The organism is Mesorhizobium sp. LHD-90 (assembly GCF_030929505.1).
Classification (GTDB): domain Bacteria; phylum Pseudomonadota; class Alphaproteobacteria; order Rhizobiales; family Rhizobiaceae; genus Kumtagia.
This window is the reverse complement of the sequence record NZ_JAVFVV010000004.1, coordinates 54,892-75,753: the sequence shown is the minus strand read 5'-3', so window position 1 is coordinate 75,753 and position 20,862 is coordinate 54,892. Positions and strand designations below refer to the sequence as shown.

Sequence of the window (20,862 nt, the reverse complement as noted above, 5' to 3'; positions counted from 1 at the left end):
GGAAATCACTCCGCCGCCAAGCTCATCCGCATACGCTCCATCTCGATCAGGGCGCGGCGATACTCGACCGGCATGACCTTCCGGAATTTCGGCCGGTAGGTCGCCCAGTCTTCCAGGATCGTCTTGGCGCGGGTCGAGCCGGTGTAGTGCGCATGGTTCGAGATCAGTTGCACCAGCCGTTCCTCGTCGTGCTTGGTCATGTCGCCCGACACGTCGACCCGGCCCTTGTGGGCGATGTCGCCACCATGATGGTGCAGCTTCTCCAGCATGTCGTCTTCTTCGGGAACGGGCTCCAGTTCGACCATCGCCATGTTGCAGCGGTTGGCGAAGTCGCCCTCCTCGTCGAGCACATAGGCGACGCCGCCCGACATGCCCGCCGCGAAGTTGCGGCCGGTCTTGCCGATCACCACGACCACGCCGCCGGTCATGTATTCGCAGCCATGGTCGCCGACGCCTTCGACAACCGCGGCGGCGCCCGAGTTGCGCACGGCGAAACGCTCGCCAGCGACGCCGCGGAAGTAGCATTCGCCCTCGATAGCGCCGTAGAGCACGGTGTTGCCGACGATGATGGAGTCTTCTGCGACGATACGGGCGTCCTCCGGCGGCCGGATGACGATGCGCCCGCCCGACAGGCCCTTGCCGACATAGTCGTTGCCGTCGCCAACGAGTTCGATCGATATGCCGCGAGCCAGGAACGCGCCGAACGACTGGCCCGCCGTACCTGTAAGCTTCACCGAGATCGTATCATCCTTCAGCCCCTTGTGGCGGAAACGCTTGGCGACTTCGCCGGCCAGCATGGCGCCCGCCGAGCGGTCGACGTTGCGGATCGGCATCTCGATCTTCACCGGGATCTTGCTCTCCAAAGCGGGACGGGCAAGCTCGATCAGCTTGCGGTCGAGCACGTCGTCGATCGGATGCTTCTGGCGCTCGGTCCAGTGCGTGGCCTCCGCCGGCGCGTCCGGCTTGAAGAACATGCGGCTGAAATCGAGCCCCCTGGACTTCCAATGATCGATGACGTCCCGCTTCTCCAGGAGGTCGGAAGCGCCGACGATCTGGTCGAGATGGGTGAAGCCCATTTCGGCAAGCAGTTCGCGCACCTCTTCCGCGACGTAGAAGAAATAGTTGATGACGTGCTCCGGCGTGCCCTTGAAGCGCTTGCGCAGCACCGGGTCCTGCGTCGCCACGCCGACCGGGCAGGTGTTGAGATGGCACTTGCGCATCATGATGCAGCCGGCGGCGATCAGCGGCGCCGTCGAGAAGCCGAACTCGTCGGCGCCGAGCAGCGCACCGATGATCACGTCGCGACCGGTGCGTAGGCCGCCGTCGACCTGCAGCGCCACGCGCGAACGCAGTCCGTTCAGCACCAGCGTCTGGTGCGTCTCGGCAAGCCCCATCTCCCACGGCGAGCCGGCGTGCTTCAGCGACGTCAGTGGCGAGGCGCCGGTGCCGCCGTCATAGCCGGCGATGGTGATGTGATCGGCGCGCGCCTTGGCGACGCCGGCCGCGACCGTGCCGACGCCGACTTCCGAAACCAGCTTGACCGACACGTCGGCCGCAGGGTTGACGTTCTTCAGGTCGAAGATCAGTTGCGCCAGATCCTCGATCGAATAGATGTCGTGGTGCGGCGGCGGCGAGATCAGGCCGACGCCCGGCGTCGAATGCCGGGTCTTGGCGATGGTGGCGTCGACCTTATGGCCGGGCAACTGCCCGCCTTCGCCGGGCTTGGCGCCCTGCGCGACCTTGATCTGCATCATGTCGGAGTTGACAAGATACTCCGCCGTCACGCCGAAGCGGCCCGACGCGACCTGCTTGATGGCCGAGCGTTCGGGGTTGGCCCCGCCGCCTGGCAGCGGCAGGTAGCGGTCCGGCTCCTCGCCGCCTTCGCCGGTGTTCGACTTGCCGCCGATCCTGTTCATGGCGCGCGCCAGCGTCGAATGCGCCTCCCGCGAAATCGAGCCGAAGGACATCGCACCGGTGGAAAAGCGCCTGACGATGTCGGCCGCCGGCATGACGTCGTCGAGCGGTACCTTCTTGCGGCCCGACCCCTCCGCCAGCCTGATCTTGAACAGGCCGCGGATCGACTTCGCCCGTGCCGCCTCGCTGTCGATCTGCGCGGAGAATTCCTTGAAGGTCTCCCACGAACCTTGGCGCACGGCATGCTGCAGCGATGCCACGGCGTCAGGCGACCAGACATGCGCCTCGCCGCGCATGCGGAACAGGTATTCACCGCCGACTTCGAGCGCAGTGCGCAGCACCGGATCGTCGCCGAAGGCGTCGGCATGGCGGCTGACCGTCTCGGCCGCGACCTCGTCCAGCCCGACGCCCTCGATCAGCGAGGCCGTGCCGGTGAAATATTGCTCGACGAAATCGCTCTTCAGCCCGATCGCGTCGAAGATCTGCGCGCCGCAATAGGACTGGTAGGTCGAGATGCCCATCTTGGACATGACCTTCAGGATGCCCTTGCCGATCGACTTGATGTAGCGCGAGACGATCTCGTAGGGATCGACCTCCTTCGGCATCTCGCCGCGCTTGTGCATGTCGAGCAGGGTATCGAAGGCGAGATACGGATTGATCGCCTCGGCGCCATAGCCGGCAAGGCAGCAGAAATGATGCACCTCGCGCGGCTCGCCGGACTCGACGACGAGGCCGACGGAGGTGCGCAGTCCCTTGCGCACCAGGTGATGGTGGACAGCGGCTGTCGCCAGCAGTGCCGGAATGGCGATGCGGTCCGGCCCGACCTGCCGGTCGGAGAGCACGATGATGTTGTAGCGCCCGGCGACGGCCGCCTCGGCGCGCTCGCACAGCCGTTCGATCGCGCCGCGCATGCCGGTTGCGCCTTCCGAGGCGGCATAGGTGACGTCGATCGTCTTGGTGTCGAAACTGTCTTCGGTGTGCCCGATCGAACGGATTTTCTCCAAATCGCCATTGGTCAGGATCGGTTGGCGAACCTCCAGCCGCTTGCGGCGCGATGTGCCGACCAGATCAAGAATGTTCGGCCGCGGCCCGATGAACGACACCAGGCTCATCACCAGTTCCTCGCGGATCGGATCGATCGGCGGGTTGGTGACCTGCGCGAAGTTCTGCTTGAAGTAGGTGTAGAGCATCTTCGACTTGTCCGACATCGCCGAGATCGGCGTGTCGGTGCCCATCGAGCCCACCGCTTCCTGACCGGTCGTCGCCATCGGCGACATCAGCAGCTTGGTGTCCTCCTGGGTGTAGCCGAATGCCTGCTGGCGATCGAGCAGTGTCACGTCCTTGCGCAGCGCGCGCGGCTCGACCGGCTTCAACTCCTCTAGGATCAACTGGGTGCGCCCCAGCCATTCCTTGTAAGGATGCCTGCCGGCGATCTCCGCCTTGATCTCGTCGTCGGAGATGATGCGTCCCCTGGCGAGGTCGATCAGCAGCATCTTGCCCGGCTGCAGGCGCCACTTCTGGACGATATGCTTCTCCTCCACCGGCAACGCGCCGGCCTCGGACGCCAGGATCACCCGGTCGTCGTCGGTCACCATGTAGCGCGCCGGCCGCAGCCCGTTGCGGTCGAGCGTCGCCCCGATCTGGCGGCCATCGGTGAAGGCAACCGCCGCCGGCCCGTCCCACGGCTCCATCAGCGCGGCATGGTACTCGTAGAAAGCCTTGCGGTCGGCCGGCATCGACTTGTTGCCGGCCCAGGCTTCCGGGATCAGCATCATCATCGCATGCGCCAGCGTGTAGCCACCCTGGAACAGGAACTCGAGCGCATTGTCGAAGCAGGCGGTGTCCGACTGCCCTTCATAGGAAATCGGCCACAGCTTTGAGATGTTGTTGCCGAACAGTTCGCTGTCGACCGACGCCTGGCGCGCCGCCATCCAGTTGTTGTTGCCGCGCACGGTGTTGATCTCACCGTTGTGGGCAACCATGCGATAAGGGTGCGCCAGCTTCCACGACGGGAACGTGTTGGTCGAGAAACGCTGGTGGACGAGGATCAGCGCCGTCTCGAAGCGCGGGTCCTTCAGGTCCTTGTAATAGGCGCCGACCTGGTAGGCCAGGAACATGCCCTTGTAGACGATGGTGCGCGCCGACAGCGACACGCAATAGGCGCCGATGTCCCTGTTGTTGTTCTCGGCATAGATGCGGCCGGAAATCACCTTGCGCAGCAGATAGAGCCGCGCCTCGTACTCCTCGTCATTGTCGATGTCGGGCGTGCGGCCGATGAACACTTGCCGGTGGAACGGCTCGGCCGCCGCAATGTCGGGCGCCTTCGAAAGCGACGCATTGTCGACCGGCACGTCGCGAAAACCGATCAGCGGCAGGCCTTCCGACTGCGCCGCCTCACGGATGATCTCGTTGATATGCTCGCGCATCGCCGCGTCCTGCGGCATGAACCAGTGGCCGACGCCATACTGTCCGGGCGGCGGCAGCTCTATCCCCTGCCTGGCCATCTCCTCGCGGAAGAAGCGGTCGGGAATCTGCACCAGCACGCCGGCGCCATCACCCATCAGCGGATCAGCTCCAACGGCGCCGCGATGCGTCAGGTTCTCGAGCATGAACAGCCCGTCCTTGACGATCTGGTGTGACTTCACGCCCTTCATCTGCGCGATGAAGCCGACGCCGCAGGCGTCGTGCTCGTTGCGCGGATCGTAGAGGCCGTTTTCGGTGGCGCGTTTGACGGCGGCCGCATTCGTCGTAGCGGCAGCAACAAGCGCGCGCGTCGAAGATGTCATGTCCGTCATGGTCAGCCTCCGTTCGTTCCGGCTCCCTGCCTGCCGCGCCGCCGGAGGGCACCGCGAAGGCAGGTACGGGCGTTCGTCTCGAAATTCACCGCTGGCGGCCGGCTCTGGATAGCATCCGTAGGCCAGACCTCTGTCAATCCGGCATGCGGACGCATCTCACAGAACTGGCCGGAAACGAGGCGTTTTCAACGCTCGATCCGGCGGCCACTGCGCGGATAAATAAGACAGCACTGCTGTCCTAAATTTGTTATGGCAGAAATCACGGAACCACACAAGACCGAATCGAAAACAATCGGGGCGAGACACGAAATAATCTGTCGCAAGGCTTGCCGCTCACGCAACTTCCGGTCGCAGCCGCCGAGGGTTCTGGCGGTGCGATAAGCCTTGCTGGCTCTTGATGCCGACCGTCAGATCCGGTCTTGTCGCCGCTTCCGCCCGACAAGCCCGATGGACCCCTTCATGCACTTCTCTTCCGACAACTGGGCCGGCGCCCATCCCAAGGTGGCCGAAAACCTCGCGCGCCATGCAGCCGGCTACGACGCCGCCTACGGCAACGGCGTTCTGGACAAACAGGTGGCCGAAAAATTCAACGAGATCTTCGAGCGCGAGGTCGAAGTGTTCTTCGTCGGCACAGGCACGGCGGCGAATTCGCTGTCGCTGACCCTGTTCAACCGGCCGGGCGGCATTTCGTTCTGCCACCGCGAGGCGCATGTGATGGACGACGAGTGCGGCGCGCCGGAGTATTTTTCCGGCGGCTCGCGGCTGTTCGCGGTGGACGGGCCGACGGGCCGGATGACCACGGAAAACCTCGACCGCGCCATCGGCCGCTTCGTGCCGCACGTCGTGCATTCCGGCCGGCCGATCGCCGTCACCATGACCCAGGCGACCGAGGTTGGAACCGTCTATTCGCTGGACGACATTTCGGCGCTGTCGGCCGTCGCCAAGAAATACGGCCTGCCGCTGCACATGGACGGCGCCCGCTTCGCCAACGCGCTGGTCTCGCTGAACACCACGCCGGCCGAGATGACCTGGAAGCGCGGCGTCGATATTCTTTCCTTCGGCGGCACCAAGAACGGCTGCTGGTGCGCCGAGGCGGTGGTGCTGTTCGATAGATCGAAGGCTGAAGAGTTGTCGTTCATCCGCAAGCGGGCGGCTCAGCTCTTCTCGAAATCGCGGTTCATCGCCGCGCAGTTCGACGCCTATTTCGCCGGCGGACTTTGGCTTGAGACGGCCGCGCACGCCAATGCGATGGCTGCTCGGCTGGCGGATGTGTTCCGGAACTCCACGAATGCGCGGCTTGCCTGGGAGCCGCAGGCCAACGAAGTGTTTTCGATCATGAAAAAGGAGACGATGGCGAGCGCGTTGGCCGCCGGCGCCTCCTTCTACGACTGGCGCCCGCCGCAAAACTTCGCCGATCCGATCGCCCCGGACGAAACCTTGTGCCGGCTGGTCACCAGCTTCGCCACCACACACGACGATGTCGGCCGTTTCGCCGCGTTGATTTCCTGAAGCCGCAAACGCAAAGCGGCGCCCGAAGGCGCCGCTCGCGGGAGGATGCGATGCCGGTCTTAGTTGACGGCATTCGCCTCGATCTGCTTGGCTTTCGCCGAGGTGTTGGTGATCGCGATCTTGCGCGGCTTCAGCTCCTCGGGAACGTTGCGCTTCAGCTCGATGTGCAGAAGGCCGTTCTTGAGGACGGCACCCGTGACCTCGACGTGGTCGGCAAGCTGGAAGCGTCGCTCGAACGAGCGGGCGGCAATGCCGCGATAGATCACTTCGCTGCCTTCGCCATTGCCCTCTTCCTTGCGCTCGCCCTTCACGCTGAGCACGTTGCGGTGCGACTGGATGTCGATCTCGCTGTCGGAGAAGCCGGCGACCGCCATGGAGATACGGTAGGAATCCTCACCGGTCCGCTCGATGTTGTAGGGCGGGTAGCTGGGCGAGGCGCTCTCGGGCTGGCCGAGCGAGTCCAGCATGGTGAAGAGCCGGTCGAAACCGACGGTCGAGCGATAGAGGGGGGAAAAATCAACGTGACGCATGTGTCTGTTCTCCTGTCGAGCAACAAGTTTGGCGTTTGATCCGTGCGAAGCCCGTTTGGCCCTTCGCGGCGATCAGCGGCCCCGTTCTGGCGGCCGCACCGTTCATTTGGGGAGGCAAAAACGGCGTTTCAAGGCATTTCGCCGCGAGATTCATGAACCGGGAATGAACCGCGCCTTCGGCCGTTGTTCAGGCAGGCCACGCTAGATTGCGCCTGCATCGGAAAGCGGTGCGTCTCGGCGCAACGCCGACGAGCCGAACCGGGCGTAACGTCCCTTCCGCCCGGATCGCAAAGGGCCGGAGGTTCGCGGAAAGCGGCTTCCGGCCCGCTCCCATTGCTTACCGCATTTCGCAGACGCGCGTGTTTCTCGCCAGTCCGCGGAAAAATCCGCGCTGGCCGTCGTTCCTTCGCTTGTGTCGTCCGACAAGGACGCCGTCACGACGTATCGGGAGTTTCCAGCGCGTAGACGGCCAGCGCATGGGCGTGCGCCAAAATTTCGTCGACCTCGCGAACGTTGCGCGGATGGATGGCGGTGGGGTCGTAGCGCGACAGCCGCCCGCCGGGCGGACGCCCGCGCCGCAGCGGCGAGATGCGCCGGAAGCGGACCGCCTCGCGGGGTTGCTGGTTTTGCGCGACCGCGGTGCGGGCTTCCCTATCCCGCGCAAGTGCTGCGTCGTGGCGCGCCCTCCAACGGGCAAAACGTCGTGCCTGGCCGGGCAGATCGTCGAGTGCTGCGGCCAGTGCTTCCAGCCGCAAAACCAGCCGCGATGCATTGATCGGATCGTCGGGCGATGGCGAGGCAGGCAAGGGGCGATATGGCGAGTCGTCAGCGAGCGACCTGATGCGCGGCAAGGCGTGCGCGGGTACATAGCGGCGGCGGACGCGGAGCGGATTTTTCAGCGGATCGAGCAGCGACAGGCTCGATGCGCGCAAGGCGGGTTTTGGACGCTTCTTCGGGCCGACCGGCATGAAAGCGCGCGGCCCCCGCCGGATCGCGGGCTTCGGTTTTCGCTGGCGAAACGGCGGCAGGGTCACGACGATCCCACGCGCCGCCGCGATGATCAGGCGCCGCGCCGCGGATTCGGCCGGACGCAGCAGTTTGAGGATGGCGCGGTAGAGATGGCGCGGCAGGGAGAGTGCCGCGTTAAGTGCCGGGGACAGTTTACTTTTTTCGGCTTGCGCGACGTCTGGACTGCTGCGGCCTTCCTGCCGAAAGAAAGTAAACTGTCCCCCAGCACCCAGCCCACCAAGACCCAGTTCGGCCATGCCGACAAGCATGGCCAGCAAGCGCTTCAGCGCCTCCCAGTTCTTGTCGATCGCCGGACCTCTCTCCATCGCCGCCGCCTCCTTTCAGCACAGGCAACGGAGATTATCGCTCCAGTCGGGAGGGAGGGGGATAAGTCTTGGGAAAATAATCCTGACAGATGCTGACAGCGGTCACCCAAGGCGAAGGGGAAAGTTCGCCCCCGTCTTCAAGCGATCAATGTCCCTCTCTTGGATTTTCTACGACTTAGCCTCGCTTTTCGCCTCGCCCTTCGGGCTTCGGCCGCTCGGCTAAGATCGTGAAAATCCATTCTCCCCCGCAAGGGGGGAGATAACGCGGGCATCGACCTTGCCGCCAATCGTCAGCGCTGGCGATTGGCAGTAAGGTCAGCGCCGCCCCTCCCCTTGTGGGTCCGAAGGAGGTGGCCGAGGCCCGCGGTTCGGGCCAGCGCGGTGGCAGACCGTGAGTCGCGAGCGCTGCGAGCGAAGCATCTCACCATTCGGGATCCCGGCCTTCGAGCCCGTCGTCCGGGGCGATGTGGGGCCGGTGACTGGTGTAGGGGTCCACGTAGGCCATTTTCAATGCATCGCCGAGCAAGGCGGATATTGCGGCGAGCGACGCTCCGATTCTGAGCATCGGTATGCTTGGTTGCTGCAGGTCCGAGCGGCGGACGGTGATCGGGGCGTCGGCGGAGATGTCGGTCATGATGTCCTCCAGTGACGGTGAGGATGACACCGCTTCCCATTCAGGTCCTTGGCTCGGACCTGAAGAGTCCTGAACAGCCCTGAAGTTCGCCTTCCGAGCCGTCTTGGGTTATCGTGCCTGCGAGGGATGGATTCTGGGCAAATGGACCTGGAGTTTGGCAGCTATCGCCTGAAGCGCGCCGACCGGCGGCTGCTGGGGCCAAAGGGGCCGGTGGACCTTTCGGCGCGATCCTTCGACATCCTTGCCTTGCTGCTGGATAAGCCGGACGAGGTGATCGGCAAGACCGAACTTTTCGATGCGGTCTGGCCCGGCCTGGTGGTGGAGGAGAACACCCTCCAGGTCCACGTTTCGACGCTGCGCAAGGCGCTCGATGGCGGCATGATCATGACCGTGCACGGCCGGGGCTACAAATATGTGGGACCGAGGCCAGTCGCGGCCGCGCCTGTTGCAGATGTGGCTTCGCCGCCAACCAAACCGTCCATCGCCGTCCTGCCCTTCGCCAATCTGAGCGGCGATGCGGCGCAGGACATTTTTTGCGAAGGATTGGCGCTCAACATCGTCGCCAGCCTCGGGCGCTTTCACGAGTTGTTCGTCATCGACCTGTTGTCGACGCTGGCCTACCGGAACCGGCCGGTGACATCGGCCGAGGCGGCGCGTGAACTCTCGGTTCGCTATATTCTGGAGGGAAGCGTCCAGAAAGCCGGGGATCGCATCCGCGTCTCGGTCCAACTTGTCGACGGAGCCGACAACCGGCAGCTTTGGACCGAGACCTATGACCGGTACCTGACGGACATCTTCGCGGTCCAGGACGAAATCACCGGAACGATCATCGGCACGCTTGCGTCGGGCTATGGCGGCAGGCTCGGCAAGGCCTGGCGTGACCGAAACAAGCCCGCCAGACTCGAGAGTTTCGCCGCCCTCGACCATCTCCTGCGCGCCATCGATACCTGCCGTTTCACCAAGGAAGGAGAGATCACTGCCAGGGAGCATCTGGCCAGGGCAATCGAATGCGATCCCGGCCTCGCCAAGGCCTATAGCAAAATGGCGTTGAGCCACCTGGTCGAAGCCTATTGCGGCTGGGCCGACGACTATGACGCCTCGATGGAACTGGCCCGCCAATGGGCGATGAAGGCAATTGCCTGCGACGATGGCGATTCCTCGTCCTATTGGGCTTTCGCCAACTATCATTTGTATACATTGAATCATGGCGTGGCGCTCGAGGCCTTCCGCAGGGCCCTCGAATGCAATCCCAACGACGCCGAGGCGATGACCGATTACGGGCTTTGCCTGAGCTATGCGGGCAGGGCGGAAGAGGGCATCGAGCACGCACTGAAGGCCATGCGCCTCAATCCGTATCACTTTGAATGGTACACTTCCCAACTGGGCCAGATCTATTTCGACGCCCGCCAATATGACAAGGCAATCGCCACCTTTGCCGGCCTGCGTTCGCTGGAGAGCGCCCTCACACGTATCTATCAGGCCGCCAGCTTCGCCGCCGCCGGGAACCAGCAGCAGGCTCGGAAATCAGTTCATCGCGCGCTCGAACTCGACCGCGGCGCGACGCTGGAGAAATGGACCGACGCGAAACTCGCGCCTTACGGCGATGCGGGTTACCTCGAACATTTGCGGCGGAATCTCCGGAAGGCAGGCCTGCCGGAGCGGACCGCCCCGCATGACGAAAAACCCTCCATCGCCATACTTCCCTTCGACAACATGAGCGGCGACCCGGAGCAGGACTATTTCAGCGACGGGATTACCGAAGACATCATCGCCGAGATCGGCAAGTACAAGGAGTTCCTGGTCATTGCGCGGAACTCCTCCTTCCAGTTTCGCAAGGCGCATGACCTGGCCGAAGTGGCGGGAAAACTCGGCGTCCAGTACGTCGTGGAAGGCAGCGTGCGCAAGATCGGCAACCGGGTGCGCATCAGCGTGCAACTGACCGATGCGTCCTCGACGGCGCATATCTGGGGCGAACATTACGACCGGGAACTCGACGACATTTTCGCGATCCAGGACGAGATCACCCGGATGATCGCAGCCCGCCTGGCCCGGCAGGCCAGAACCGCGATCGCGTCGCGCGCCAGGGCCCGGCCGACCGACAACATGTCGGCCTACGAGTTCTACCTGCGGGCGCTGCAACTGGCAGCCGTCTATGACGCCGCGCACGACGCGGAACCGTTTCTGCGCCAGGCGATAAAACTCGATCCGCGGTTTGCTGCTGCCCACGCCATGCTCGGCGTTGTCGAGACCCTCAAGTTCTTCTGGATCTTCTATGAACCCGGCCCCTTGCATTCCGCACTGGAGATGGCAAAAACCGCGTTGGAGCTCGACCCCGACGAGGTGTACGGCCATCTCGCGACCGGCTTTGCTCTCTTGTACCTGCGCCAATTCAGGCAGGCTGAAATCAGTCTCGACCGTGCGGTTGCCCTGAACCCGAACGACCCCTTCATTCTCAGCATCCGTGCCCTTTTCCTCAATTACACGGACAGGCCGGAGGAAGGGCTCGCTGAAATTAACGAAGCCCAGCGCCGCGACCCATACGCCGTGGGATGGTATGAAGACTTTCGCGGCATCCTGCTGACGACGGCTGGACGATATCGCGAGGCAACTGCCTGCTACGCGAAAATGGCCGTTGTACCGCGGTGGTCGCTCGTTCGTCTTGTCGTCTGCCATTGCGAACTGGGCGAGATCAGCCAGGCGCAAGACACCCTGGCAAAAGTCAAGGCACAGTATCCCGCACTCAGCCTTGACGAGATCGTTGATGCGGAAGTGGACTACTATGCAGATCCCGGCGTGTGCAGCCGTTATCGCGCGATCCTCCGGCGCCTTGATCACGCAGGGTAAGCATCCGAAGACCGCGGCCGCCGCCCGGCAGGCTGTCCAGGCCGCGGCGGGACGATTTTTTTGCAATTGCCCGATAAGCTCCTACCTTGCGACTAGGTCGCCCCAGCGCGAGCACGCCATGCTTCGATGACGGACTTCTTCTTCGAGATCCCCGGCAATTCCGCGCCGGACGACGCCTCCGGCGGCTTCTTTTGGACGCCGGACGGTTTTCGCCTGCGCTACGCCTGCTTCGCGCCGAACGAGGCGCCCTCGCGGGGAACGGTGATCCTGCTCAGCGGCCGCAACGAGTGCATCGAGAAATATTTCGAGACGATCCGCGACCTTTCGGCACGCGGCCTGGGCACCGCGATCATGGACTGGCGCGGCCAGGGCGCTTCCGACCGGCTTATCCGTGACCCGATGCGCGGCCACGTCGTCAGCTTCGACGACTATGTCGCCGATCTCGGCCATTTCTTCGCCGAGATCGTGCAGCGCAATTGCCCCGGCCCCTATTTCGTGCTGGCGCACTCGACCGGTTCGCTGATCGCGCTCATGGCCGCGCCGTCCTTCGCCGGCAAGGTGCGCCGCATGGTGCTGGTCGCCCCGTTCCTCGGCGGCAGCGGGCTTCCCCTGTCAACCAAAAACATCAAGCGGCTGATGAACCTGTTCTATTGGGTCGGCATCCGACGCCTCTATGCCTATGGCGGCAGGCGGCCGCCCGGACCGCCGGTGTTCGCCACCAACAAGCTGACCACCGACCAGGCGCGGTTCCAGCGCAACACGCTGCTCTACCTGACCCATCCCGGGCTGGCGCTGGGCGGCCCGACCGTCTCCTGGGTCCGCGCCGCCTGCATCGCGTCGGAAAAGGTGCAGGATCCTGCCTTCATCGCCGGTTTCAAGATCCCCACGCTGTTCGTCGCCGCCGGGGCCGACGAGGTCGTCTCCACCCAGGCCATCGAGGATTATTCGCAACGGCTGAAGGCCGCCTCGCTGGTCACCATCGACGGCTCCCGCCACGAGATCCTTCAGGAGGCCGATCTTTACCGCGAACAGTTGCTCGCCGCCTTCGACGCTTTTGTGCCGGGATCGGGCGCGGAGTTGGCCAACGCCGCGACGGCCTGACACGCCGCCGATACCACAAAGCACTGGCGCAGCCCCTTGCCCTCCGGACTCGGCCAAACACAAAATTTGCGGATTATGGAGAAATTCGCTATTATTGAGATAATTGGAAAGGAGCTGCCGATGGTCACGATCACAGCCGCCGAGCTACAGAACCATTTCGGACGCTACCGCGATTTGGCTCAGAAAGAGCCGATCTCGGTCACACACCATGGCCGCGAAAGCGTCGTCCTGATGTCGGCGGAGGAATTCAAGCGGCTGAAGGCATTCGATACGCGGCAGGTTTTCTATGCACACGAGCTTCCCGAGGACATCCTCGCCGAACTCGAAAAGGGGTATCAGGGCGAGCCGACGCCGCACCTTGACCATCTGATGAAATAATCGCGTGGCGCTCGAGCCGAAACCAGGCCTTGTTGTACGTTATGATTTCCTCTGGAAGGAGGAACAACGCACCGGCATCGAAAGCGGAAAAGACAGGCCGTGTGCGATTATTCTGACCTCGACCGAACGGCCTGGCGGCTCCAAAGACGTTCTGCTTTGCGCGATAACACACACGCCACCCAGTAAGGGCGAAACCGCTGTAAAGGTGCCGGCGGCAGTGGCAAACCATCTCGGCCTCGATGAAGGCCCGTCGTGGATCAAGACCGGTCAGGTGAATAGGCTTGTGTGGGAGAAAGGTCGTATTCCCCACGGTATCAGTCCGGTTGCGAAGGGCGAATGGACATTCGGCATGCTCCCGCAAGGCCTCGGCCGGCAGGTTTTCGAGCAGGTACGGGACAAAGCGCGACAACGGACATTGCGGACGGTGGACCGCGACGCTCCTTCAAAGCGCGATACCGGTTCACAATGACATCCCGCGCGCGCCCTACCCCGCCAGAACCGCCCGCGCCGCAGCATGCAATTCGGGCGTCGCCGCGGCGATGATGTCGCCGCCGCCTTCCGCCGGGCCGCCGTCGAAAGTGGTGACCACCCCGCCAGCCTGCTCGATGATCGGGATAAGTGCTGCGATGTCGTAGGATTTCAGGCCGGGGTCGGTGACGATGTCCACCTGCCCCGCCGCCACCATTGCGAAAGCGTAGCAGTCGGTGCCATAGCGCGACAGTTGCACGCTGCCTTCCAGGCGGTCGTATTTCGCCCGCATCGGCGCGGTGTTGAACAGCGCCGGCGTGGTGGTGAACAGGATGGCGTCGGCGAGTTTGGTTGTCTTGCGGGTCGAAAGTTTCCGCTCGCCGCCCGGCCCCTCATAGAAGGCGCCGGAGCCGGTGGCGTAAAAAAGCTCGCCAATGAAAGGCTGCGACATCAGCCCCGCCGCCGCCCTGCCGTCGACCGTCAGGCCGACCAGCGTGCCCCACACCGGAATGCCGGAGATGAAGGCGCGCGTGCCGTCGATCGGATCGATGATCCAGCGGTGGCGGCTGTCGGCGTTTTCGACGCCGTGCTCCTCGCCCAATATGCCGTGGTCCGGATATTGCGACCGGATCAGCGCCCGGATAACCCGCTCGGCCTCCTGGTCGGCTTCCGTCACCGGGTCGAACCCGCCCGCCAGTTTGTTGGAGACAGCGCCCTGGCTGCGGAAACGCGGCAGCGTCTCCTTCGCCGCGGCTCGCGCGATGGTGCGCAGGAAATCTGCCGAAACGGTCAAGATGGAGAATCCTTTCTGGGAGGCGTCAGGCGATTCGTTGCAAAAATATCACAAAAGCGGCCATTCGGGATCAAAACATCACTCTGAATTAAGAATTCCGTCATGATCGCTTGACATTTGTGCGATGCACAATATGCTCATATTTGAACAGGGTTTCCTGTTCATGCCCTCCTTGGGCGTTTCCTCCCTAGACTTGGACCGCGTTGTGCGAACAGCGCGGTTTTTTTTGCGCTGTGCAAACGACACGGCCCGGCGAGGGCGATCGATCCCGCATGGCGAGCGCCCTATTCCGCCGCCTGCGGCAGGCCGACGAAAAAATGGTCCGGCAGCGACATCAGGTCGGCGGCGAACCGCGTCAGGTCGTCGGCGAGCGCGTCGAACCCGGCGGACTTCTGGAACGTACGCTCGTTCATGTAGAGCCCGCGGTTGATCTCGATCTGCACGGCGTGCAGGCCGCGCGCCGGCCGTCCGTAGTGCTCGGTGATGAAGCCGCCCGCATAGGGTTTGTTGTGGGCGACCGTATAACCCATCGCCGACAGCAGCGCGATCATGCTCTCCACCATGCTACTCGAGGCCGACGCGCCGAAGCGGTCGCCGACGATGAAATCCGGCCGCACGCCGTTGTCGCCGACGCGGATAGAGGCCGGCATGGAATGGCAATCGATCAGCACCGCGTAGCCGAAATGCCCGTGCGTCCGCATCACCAGGCGTTTCAGCGTCTCGTGGTAGGGTTTGTAGACGCCGTCGATGCGCCCGACCGCCTCCGCCAGCGGCAGCCGCGCGGGATAGATGTCCAGCCCCTCGCCGACCAGTTTCGGGATGGTGCCCAGCCCGCCGGCGACGCGCGCCGAGCGGATGTTGGCGAAGGACGGCACCGGCTCGTGGAACATGCGCGGGTCGAGTTCCCACGGCTCGCGGTTGACGTCGAGATAGGCGCGCGGGAAGTTGGCGGCGAGCAACGGCGCGCCGAGCGCCACCGCGCCGGCGAACAGCTCGTCGACAAAACTGTCCTCGGAGCGGCGGATCGCCGTGGCGTCGAGCCTGGTCATCGCCAGGAAGCGCGGCGGATAGTGGCGGCCGCTGTGCGGCGAGGAGAAGACGAAGGGGACGCGCTGTTCGGCGCTGCTGCGAATCTCGAAGGGCGCGACGCCGGAAAAATCGTCGGCCGCCGTCAATGGAGCTGCTCCCGGCCCTGAACGCTGTCTGCCATGAAGCCGAAACTGCCATTTGCCGGGCCGCGTGTCCAGCTTCCCCAAGGTCGCCGAAGCGGCGGCATTCACTTGATATTTACCGCCCGCACTTCATATACAGAAATGGTTAACGGGCGCCCTCAGCGGCTCGACGATCCGATTGGGACGGGACACGATGGCACGAATCCTTCTGGCCGAAGACGACCACGACATGCGCCGCTTTCTGGTCAAGGCGCTGGAGCGCGCCGGCTACGACGTCAGCGATTTCGACAATGGCGCCAGCGCCTATGAAAGGCTGCGCGAGGAGCCCTTCTCGCTGCTTCTGACCGACATCGTCATGCCGGAGATGGACGGCATCGAGCTGGCGCGCCGCGCCACCGAGATCGACCCCGACCTGAAAGTGATGTTCATCACCGGTTTCGCCGCCGTCGCGCTCAACCCTGATTCGAAGGCGCCGCGCGACGCGAAAATCCTGTCGAAACCTTTTCACCTGCGCGATCTCGTCAACGAGGTCGAGAAGATGCTGCAGGCCGCCTGAATCCGACCGCTCCACGATCGATTTTGCGCGCGCTGCCCCCGCCTGCCGTCGCTTGCCCCATCACCTCGGCGCTGTTTCGCCGCTCTACCGACACCGTCTGCTGAACAAAAATAGCCGCACCGGGCGCTATTGACGCGCCGGAGCAAAAATGGTGTATGCGCCCCATTCGGATGGGCGTGTAGCTCAGCGGGAGAGCACTACGTTGACATCGTAGGGGTCACAGGTTCAATCCCTGTCACGCCCACCATTCGAACCGTTGAAATCGTTGAAAAATCCGCTTCGGCGGATTTTTTCGTTTCTGACGAGTGGCACGCAGGTGGCACGCAATCGCCCAAATCAATAACACGAGGCTGATCTGAGAGCGCCAATTCGGTGAAGTAGTCATCAATCGCTTGACGCCCCTCCGAGAGGTAGTCAGGGGAATATTTGGCGTAGCGCTCAGTCACCCCCGGCATGCGATGTCCGAGGAAACCCTGAACCTCCCAGTGATCGACACCTCGCTTGCGGAGTTCGGTAGCCATTGTGTGCCTCAGGCAGTAGGGGGTTACCTCGACCGGAAGCCCTGCTGCCTTGACCAGCGTTGCGAAACCTTTCTTTACGCTTGCGATTGGCTCACCGTGCCAAGTCACAAACCGAACCACCTCGCGGGCTTGAAGATAGGGAAGCAGTGTATCGGTGATCGGCACGACGGGTCGCTGCTTCTTTGTCCGCTTGCGGCCTCGAGGGTTCAGGTCGATCCGCCTTTCATCAAGGTCAACCTGTGCTGGAGAAAGGTCCAAGACAGCGTCTGGTCGCGCTAAGGTGTTTAGCGCGATCATGCTGAAAATGTGTAGGTGCGGCCATTTCTCCTTCGCCGTAAGCAGCAGCCGATGTATCTCCGGCTTCGACAGCCGTAACTTCTCCTCTTGATCACTGCGATCGGGCACGTCGATGATGTAGGGCGAGTGACCTATCTCTTGACGCTTGTGGGCCCAACGGATTGCTGCTCGGCCTACTGAAAGCACCCGCGACACATAGGAGTTTTTTGAACCCCGCGACTTCAACCATTCGACAAACGCTTCTTGACGAGCGATGGTTAGGTCCGCGACCGTCGCACTACCCCAGTGCTCGGTCCAAAGAGCGAGCGCAAATTTTGCCTGCTCATGGCTCGCAATTCGAATGAGGCGACCATCAGGCCCGGTTCGGCATACATGACCGTGCCAATAGCGGATAAACACCGACGCCAGTTGTGGCTCACCGGGTCCTTGGTCGCAAACACGGGCTTTCTTCGCAACGAACTCTGCTAGACGGACTTCGGCTTCCCGAAGGTCCTCTGTGCCAAGAGATGCGCGCTTGGTTTGCCGGGTTGCCTGATCGAACCAAGTGGCGTGAAAGAATGGCGAGCGCTCCCGCTTGGTGAGGTAGTACCCCGCGAGTTCACCGAACCGCTCGTCTTTTTTTCGCATGCTTCAACCTTGGTTCTTTCGACAAATTCGCGGAGGTCTGCCAGCGTATACCGGACCCTACCCCCAATCTTGCGGTAGCTGATTTCGTTCCGCTTTCTGATGCGCTGGAGCGTGTCGACGGACACCCCTAGGCGCAGGGCCGCATGCCTCTCACTGAGTGGTGGTTCCAAAACTTTCTCCCTGTTGTCACGCCGAACGGATCGCCGTCGCGTGCGTGTCGCCAAAGTGGAGTGTCGGAGGTCAAATGAGGAGGGCAAAAGCGAGAACATCTATGATACATTTGGCAGTTTACCTGCCGTCTTGAAGACCCCATAGCCACTGGCGACCTGACGATGAGGCTCGCGCTCGGTATCGAAGAACGCATCGAGTTTTATCGCGCTCCTAGATGCAAGGCGGTAGGGGTGTATTCTTCATCGTTGGTATGCCCCGAATGTGGAGCACATCGTCCTGAAAACAAGGTTTATTCGATAATTTTTCTGAGGCGCTAATGACTGGGAAATCGGAGACGATGGCTAGAAGAAGGTCCCGGCCGCGAGATGCCCCAAAACACCCGTCTGGAGCATGTACAGCGCCAAAGCGGTATCGGCGCCTCATTGTCGATGAGGCTGTGAGAGGCCGTCAGTTCCAGCGACACATCCAGGCCTGCTTGAAGATCAGTCATACTTGACACTTTGGCGACGTCAGCCCTTGTCGAGCTTGACGCGGCTCGAGCCGATTGCGGCTAAACACTGGAGGAAAAAGCCTGCCGAAAAGCCACCTCGAGCGATTTTCGACCGCACAGCCTTATGGCTAATGTCAGAGCCATTATCCGCGAGCTTCTTCCTCAAATCATTCATGTTGAGGCCATGCGCTTCCAACTCTGACCTGAGCATATCCGAAGCGACCTTTTCCCACTCCTGGTCCAGCTGCGATTTTTCCTTCATTCCCAGTCCTCGAAAAAATTATCGGCTAACCATTGCATCAAGCCGTATGTGCCCCACATATGGGCCATACCCCACAACTGGGGCATACCGACGGCGAGTCGGTCCAATGTCTCTCTTACCAGGATTTCTCCATGACCCTTGAGCCTAAGGCTAGCCAATGCATCACCGCTCTTTGCCGGGAACTGGCATCTGAACTCGACCTGCATCACGAAGACCATGAACTCCCTGCTGCACAGGCGACCATCCAGGTTCTTCAACAGGCTGCGCAGCTGCTTCAGGAAAACGGCATCCAGGTGCCGGAGGTGCAGTTGCACATCGTCAATCGTTACCTGGCTGCGACGCGCGGAGGCCAGCATTGATCACCCTATTCGACCCCAACACAACCGCCACCGAGTATCTGAAGCTGGCAGCGATCGATCCGCAGCTTCCGGACCGTCTGAACTGGTTCCTGCGGCCAGGCTTCGATTTCGGGTTCAATGCGGGAAACCTGAAGGTGCTGAAGGAGCAAGCGACGGAGATTTGCGTTCACGCGGATTGGAACGGCATTTCCAACATCAAGGTTTCCTGGACAACCCTGGGCGACGACGGCCCGAAACTGCCCGACGACCGGCGCGAGCTACTCTGGTACCGTCGGTTCAAGCAGGCGCTGGACGAGGCACAGTTGGGCTTCCGAGGCGGGCTCTTTGTCGCCTACGCCCACATCGCGCGCTACAATCAACTGCTCAACGACATTCGGTCTGCAGGTGTCACGATCATTCGAGCAAGCCGGATCATGCCGTTCTGGGAGTTCAACGTCGACATCCAGCAGGCACCGGCCTAAGGCGATGGGCAAACAGGCCTCGGCGCCTCAGTCCACACGGAGACTAGAGGCGCCGAGCGACCAATAGGGCCCTGATCGGCTTCGGTCCATTTCGCCTCCCTCAACGACGTTGAGCTTCCGCACTTCAAACGGTCGTCGGGCACTAACGTCGAGAATGATGCCCTTTGTCCGAACTGACGAGCCCAACGTGATTGACGTTGGGAGCTTCCATTTTCGAACCAGTCTAGTCGGGACATCGGTTTTCGGCGGGAGGGCGTTGGCATCTAAGGAGGAGACCTAACCGGGCGATCCAAACGCTGCGTAGTCGGTCCAGCCAGTTCACCAATTCGTCCGACCAGATTGCGGCGAAGCACTGAAGCAGAAGGTCTCCAATGATTGAGCAACTCGCCGGGGTCTCGCCCGCGAGATCGCAATCCGCCGAAACAGCGCTGTGTGGCTGTCGGCGGACCGCTGCGCTCATTACGAACTGCTAGGCAGTCACGGGTTCCTGACAATCGAGGCGGTCCAACAGCAGCAACATCCCCTTAAGCATTGCCACCGTCCACATGCTGTCGCCATCGACGTGGACCTCAATATATTCGCATTCATCGGGATCGAAATCGTCTGAGCTATACCAAGCAAGCAAGAGCCTATTGGCGATGCGCCCGGGCGATGGGATCGGAAGAATTTCTTCCTTGTCCAGCAGGAAGAAGCGATGCTTCCAGCCCGGCAACGCCATTGAGATCAGGCCTCCTGCGGCCTCATGACAGGTGGTGTAGGCTGGAACGGCAGAAAGGTCGTCGCTTTTCGCCACCAGCTTGTGCAATAATAAATCAAACCCAAACCACGGGAAGTCGTAAGTCTCCATAATATCGGCGAGTTGAGCATAGTGGGCAACGTCTTGCATCGTATTCTCCTTGAGGTTCTAGCCATATATAGATATGATCTCTCACCCAGGAATGATCGCTACGTCAAATGTCTATTAGATATTGGCTGATTTATAGATCAAGGACTTGCAAAGAGGATTCCTTACCATCCATTCAGGTTGAAGTGAGGCTAAATCTCAGGGTTTCCGGAATATGGATGGCTATATTAATCTCAAGCTGGATCGCTCTATCCCATAGACATCAATACACGCTAGAGGCTCAAACATGGTCCTATTAGTCTATTGGACATAGTTCTTGCGGGCTCGCCAGTTCCGTATTGTGCGTTCGGTCACAGAGAACAATTTGGCGATTGTTCCGTCGTCAAATCCAGCGCTGGACAGAAAGTTTGCTATCCTCCAGCGGTCCTCCTCGAAATGTGGATTGGTTTGGTTGAACCAATTGCGCAAAGTCTGAGCCGATATGCGGATCACTCCTGGGCGCTGGCGAGCGCGATGGATCGCCAACACCAGTTCGTCTGAAAGCTGGTAGGTGTCCGCTTCATGTAGGAGAGTTTCAATAGCGAGGGACAAGGACATGCCGGTTTGTATCCGAGCTTCCATTTCGTCGACGACTTTCCGCCGTGCCGCCGTGATGACCGGTGAGGTCGAAACAATGCGCCGTCGCCGCTTGTCGGCAGATGGTGAGGGAAAAATTTCCAATAGAGTATTCCTTTATTCTAAACTGTAAGGAAAAACTTATGTCCCATACACCCTCGAAAGATGGTGATAAGGAACACGATGG

General features: G+C 61.8%; 19 protein-coding genes, 1 tRNA gene and 1 pseudogene. 10 read left to right on the top strand and 11 right to left on the bottom strand.

Annotation, left to right across the window (positions count from 1 at the left end):
- Window positions 1–5 precede the first annotated feature (5 nt).
- On the bottom strand, window positions 6–4,709 hold the full coding sequence (gltB, locus tag RB623_RS06270; RefSeq protein ID WP_308055914.1) for a glutamate synthase large subunit: 4,704 nt from the start codon (window positions 4,707–4,709) through the stop codon (window positions 6–8).
- Window positions 4,710–5,168: 459 nt separating this feature from the next.
- On the opposite strand from gltB, the gene RB623_RS06265 reads away from it, so the two are divergent.
- Window positions 5,169–6,218: a low specificity L-threonine aldolase gene (locus tag RB623_RS06265; RefSeq protein WP_308056197.1), complete on the top strand. Its 1,050-nt coding sequence runs from the start codon at window positions 5,169–5,171 to the stop codon at window positions 6,216–6,218.
- A 59-nt stretch (window positions 6,219–6,277) separates the two neighbouring features.
- Here RB623_RS06265 and RB623_RS06260 read toward each other — a convergent pair whose 3' ends face one another.
- The 3 genes from RB623_RS06260 to RB623_RS06250 all read right to left on the bottom strand — a co-directional run bounded on the left by RB623_RS06260 (window position 6,278) and on the right by RB623_RS06250 (window position 8,716).
- A complete protein-coding gene (locus RB623_RS06260; RefSeq protein WP_308055913.1) occupies window positions 6,278–6,748 on the bottom strand; it encodes an Hsp20 family protein in 471 nt (156 codons plus the stop codon).
- A 434-nt stretch (window positions 6,749–7,182) separates the two neighbouring features.
- Window positions 7,183–8,082 carry a hypothetical protein gene (locus RB623_RS06255; RefSeq protein ID WP_308055912.1) on the bottom strand — a complete coding sequence of 300 codons (900 nt, stop codon included), beginning with the start codon at window positions 8,080–8,082 and terminating at the stop codon, window positions 7,183–7,185.
- Window positions 8,083–8,503: 421 nt separating this feature from the next.
- Entirely contained in the window at window positions 8,504–8,716 is a 213-nt protein-coding gene (locus tag RB623_RS06250) for a hypothetical protein (protein ID WP_308055911.1), read from the bottom strand.
- Window positions 8,717–8,842: 126 nt separating this feature from the next.
- On the opposite strand from RB623_RS06250, the pseudogene RB623_RS30345 reads away from it, so the two are divergent.
- The 5 genes and pseudogenes from RB623_RS30345 to RB623_RS06225 all read left to right on the top strand — a co-directional run.
- Window positions 8,843–9,067: pseudogene (locus tag RB623_RS30345) on the top strand (transcriptional regulator); the annotation flags it as partial.
- Window positions 9,068–9,259: 192 nt separating this feature from the next.
- Window positions 9,260–11,560, top strand: coding sequence for a tetratricopeptide repeat protein (locus RB623_RS06240; protein WP_308055909.1), 2,301 nt, complete (start codon window positions 9,260–9,262; stop codon window positions 11,558–11,560).
- A 126-nt stretch (window positions 11,561–11,686) separates the two neighbouring features.
- The gene (locus RB623_RS06235; protein WP_308055908.1) at window positions 11,687–12,661 is read left to right on the top strand and encodes an alpha/beta hydrolase; all 975 of its coding nucleotides are present in this window, start codon (window positions 11,687–11,689) and stop codon (window positions 12,659–12,661) included.
- A gap of 120 nt (window positions 12,662–12,781) precedes the next feature.
- On the top strand, window positions 12,782–13,039 hold the full coding sequence (locus RB623_RS06230; protein WP_308055907.1) for a type II toxin-antitoxin system Phd/YefM family antitoxin: 258 nt from the start codon (window positions 12,782–12,784) through the stop codon (window positions 13,037–13,039).
- A 4-nt stretch (window positions 13,040–13,043) separates the two neighbouring features.
- Window positions 13,044–13,508, top strand: coding sequence for a hypothetical protein (locus RB623_RS06225; RefSeq protein WP_308055906.1), 465 nt, complete (start codon window positions 13,044–13,046; stop codon window positions 13,506–13,508).
- A gap of 15 nt (window positions 13,509–13,523) precedes the next feature.
- Here the strand turns inward: RB623_RS06225 and hisN are convergent, their stop codons facing one another.
- Both hisN and RB623_RS06215 read right to left on the bottom strand, forming a co-directional pair.
- Window positions 13,524–14,300 carry a histidinol-phosphatase gene (gene hisN, locus RB623_RS06220; protein ID WP_308055905.1) on the bottom strand — a complete coding sequence of 259 codons (777 nt, stop codon included), beginning with the start codon at window positions 14,298–14,300 and terminating at the stop codon, window positions 13,524–13,526.
- 284 nt (window positions 14,301–14,584) lie between these two features.
- Window positions 14,585–15,475 (bottom strand): N-formylglutamate amidohydrolase, encoded by an 891-nt coding sequence (locus RB623_RS06215; RefSeq protein ID WP_308055904.1) that lies wholly within the window; start codon window positions 15,473–15,475, stop codon window positions 14,585–14,587.
- A gap of 190 nt (window positions 15,476–15,665) precedes the next feature.
- On the opposite strand from RB623_RS06215, the gene cpdR reads away from it, so the two are divergent.
- The gene (gene cpdR, locus RB623_RS06210; protein ID WP_308055903.1) at window positions 15,666–16,028 is read left to right on the top strand and encodes a cell cycle two-component system response regulator CpdR; all 363 of its coding nucleotides are present in this window, start codon (window positions 15,666–15,668) and stop codon (window positions 16,026–16,028) included.
- A 172-nt stretch (window positions 16,029–16,200) separates the two neighbouring features.
- Window positions 16,201–16,275, top strand: a tRNA-Val gene (locus tag RB623_RS06205).
- On the opposite strand, the gene RB623_RS30340 is transcribed toward RB623_RS06205, so the two are convergent.
- The 3 genes from RB623_RS30340 to RB623_RS06200 form a co-directional block, all read right to left on the bottom strand.
- Entirely contained in the window at window positions 16,226–16,954 is a 729-nt protein-coding gene (locus RB623_RS30340; protein ID WP_374121650.1) for a site-specific integrase, read from the bottom strand. The two genes, RB623_RS06205 and RB623_RS30340, sit on opposite strands and share 50 nt — an antisense overlap.
- Window positions 16,955–17,310: 356 nt before the next feature.
- Entirely contained in the window at window positions 17,311–17,742 is a 432-nt protein-coding gene (locus RB623_RS30335) for a helix-turn-helix domain-containing protein (protein WP_374121644.1), read from the bottom strand.
- Between the two features lie 411 nt (window positions 17,743–18,153).
- Entirely contained in the window at window positions 18,154–18,396 is a 243-nt protein-coding gene (locus RB623_RS06200; protein ID WP_308055902.1) for a DUF6471 domain-containing protein, read from the bottom strand.
- 131 nt (window positions 18,397–18,527) lie between these two features.
- Here RB623_RS06200 and RB623_RS06195 point away from each other — a divergent pair, with 131 nt between their 5' ends.
- The gene (locus RB623_RS06195; protein ID WP_308055901.1) at window positions 18,528–18,755 is read left to right on the top strand and encodes a hypothetical protein; all 228 of its coding nucleotides are present in this window, start codon (window positions 18,528–18,530) and stop codon (window positions 18,753–18,755) included.
- Window positions 18,752–19,216, top strand: coding sequence for a hypothetical protein (locus RB623_RS06190; RefSeq protein WP_308055900.1), 465 nt, complete (start codon window positions 18,752–18,754; stop codon window positions 19,214–19,216). The genes RB623_RS06195 and RB623_RS06190 overlap by 4 nt, the downstream gene beginning before the upstream one ends.
- A gap of 469 nt (window positions 19,217–19,685) precedes the next feature.
- Here RB623_RS06190 and RB623_RS06185 read toward each other — a convergent pair whose 3' ends face one another.
- Together RB623_RS06185 and RB623_RS06180 are read right to left on the bottom strand one after the other, a co-directional pair.
- The gene (locus RB623_RS06185) at window positions 19,686–20,102 is read right to left on the bottom strand and encodes a hypothetical protein (RefSeq protein WP_308055899.1); all 417 of its coding nucleotides are present in this window, start codon (window positions 20,100–20,102) and stop codon (window positions 19,686–19,688) included.
- A 258-nt stretch (window positions 20,103–20,360) separates the two neighbouring features.
- A complete protein-coding gene (locus tag RB623_RS06180; RefSeq protein WP_308055898.1) occupies window positions 20,361–20,780 on the bottom strand; it encodes a hypothetical protein in 420 nt (139 codons plus the stop codon).
- Between the last annotated feature and the right edge of the window lie 82 nt (window positions 20,781–20,862).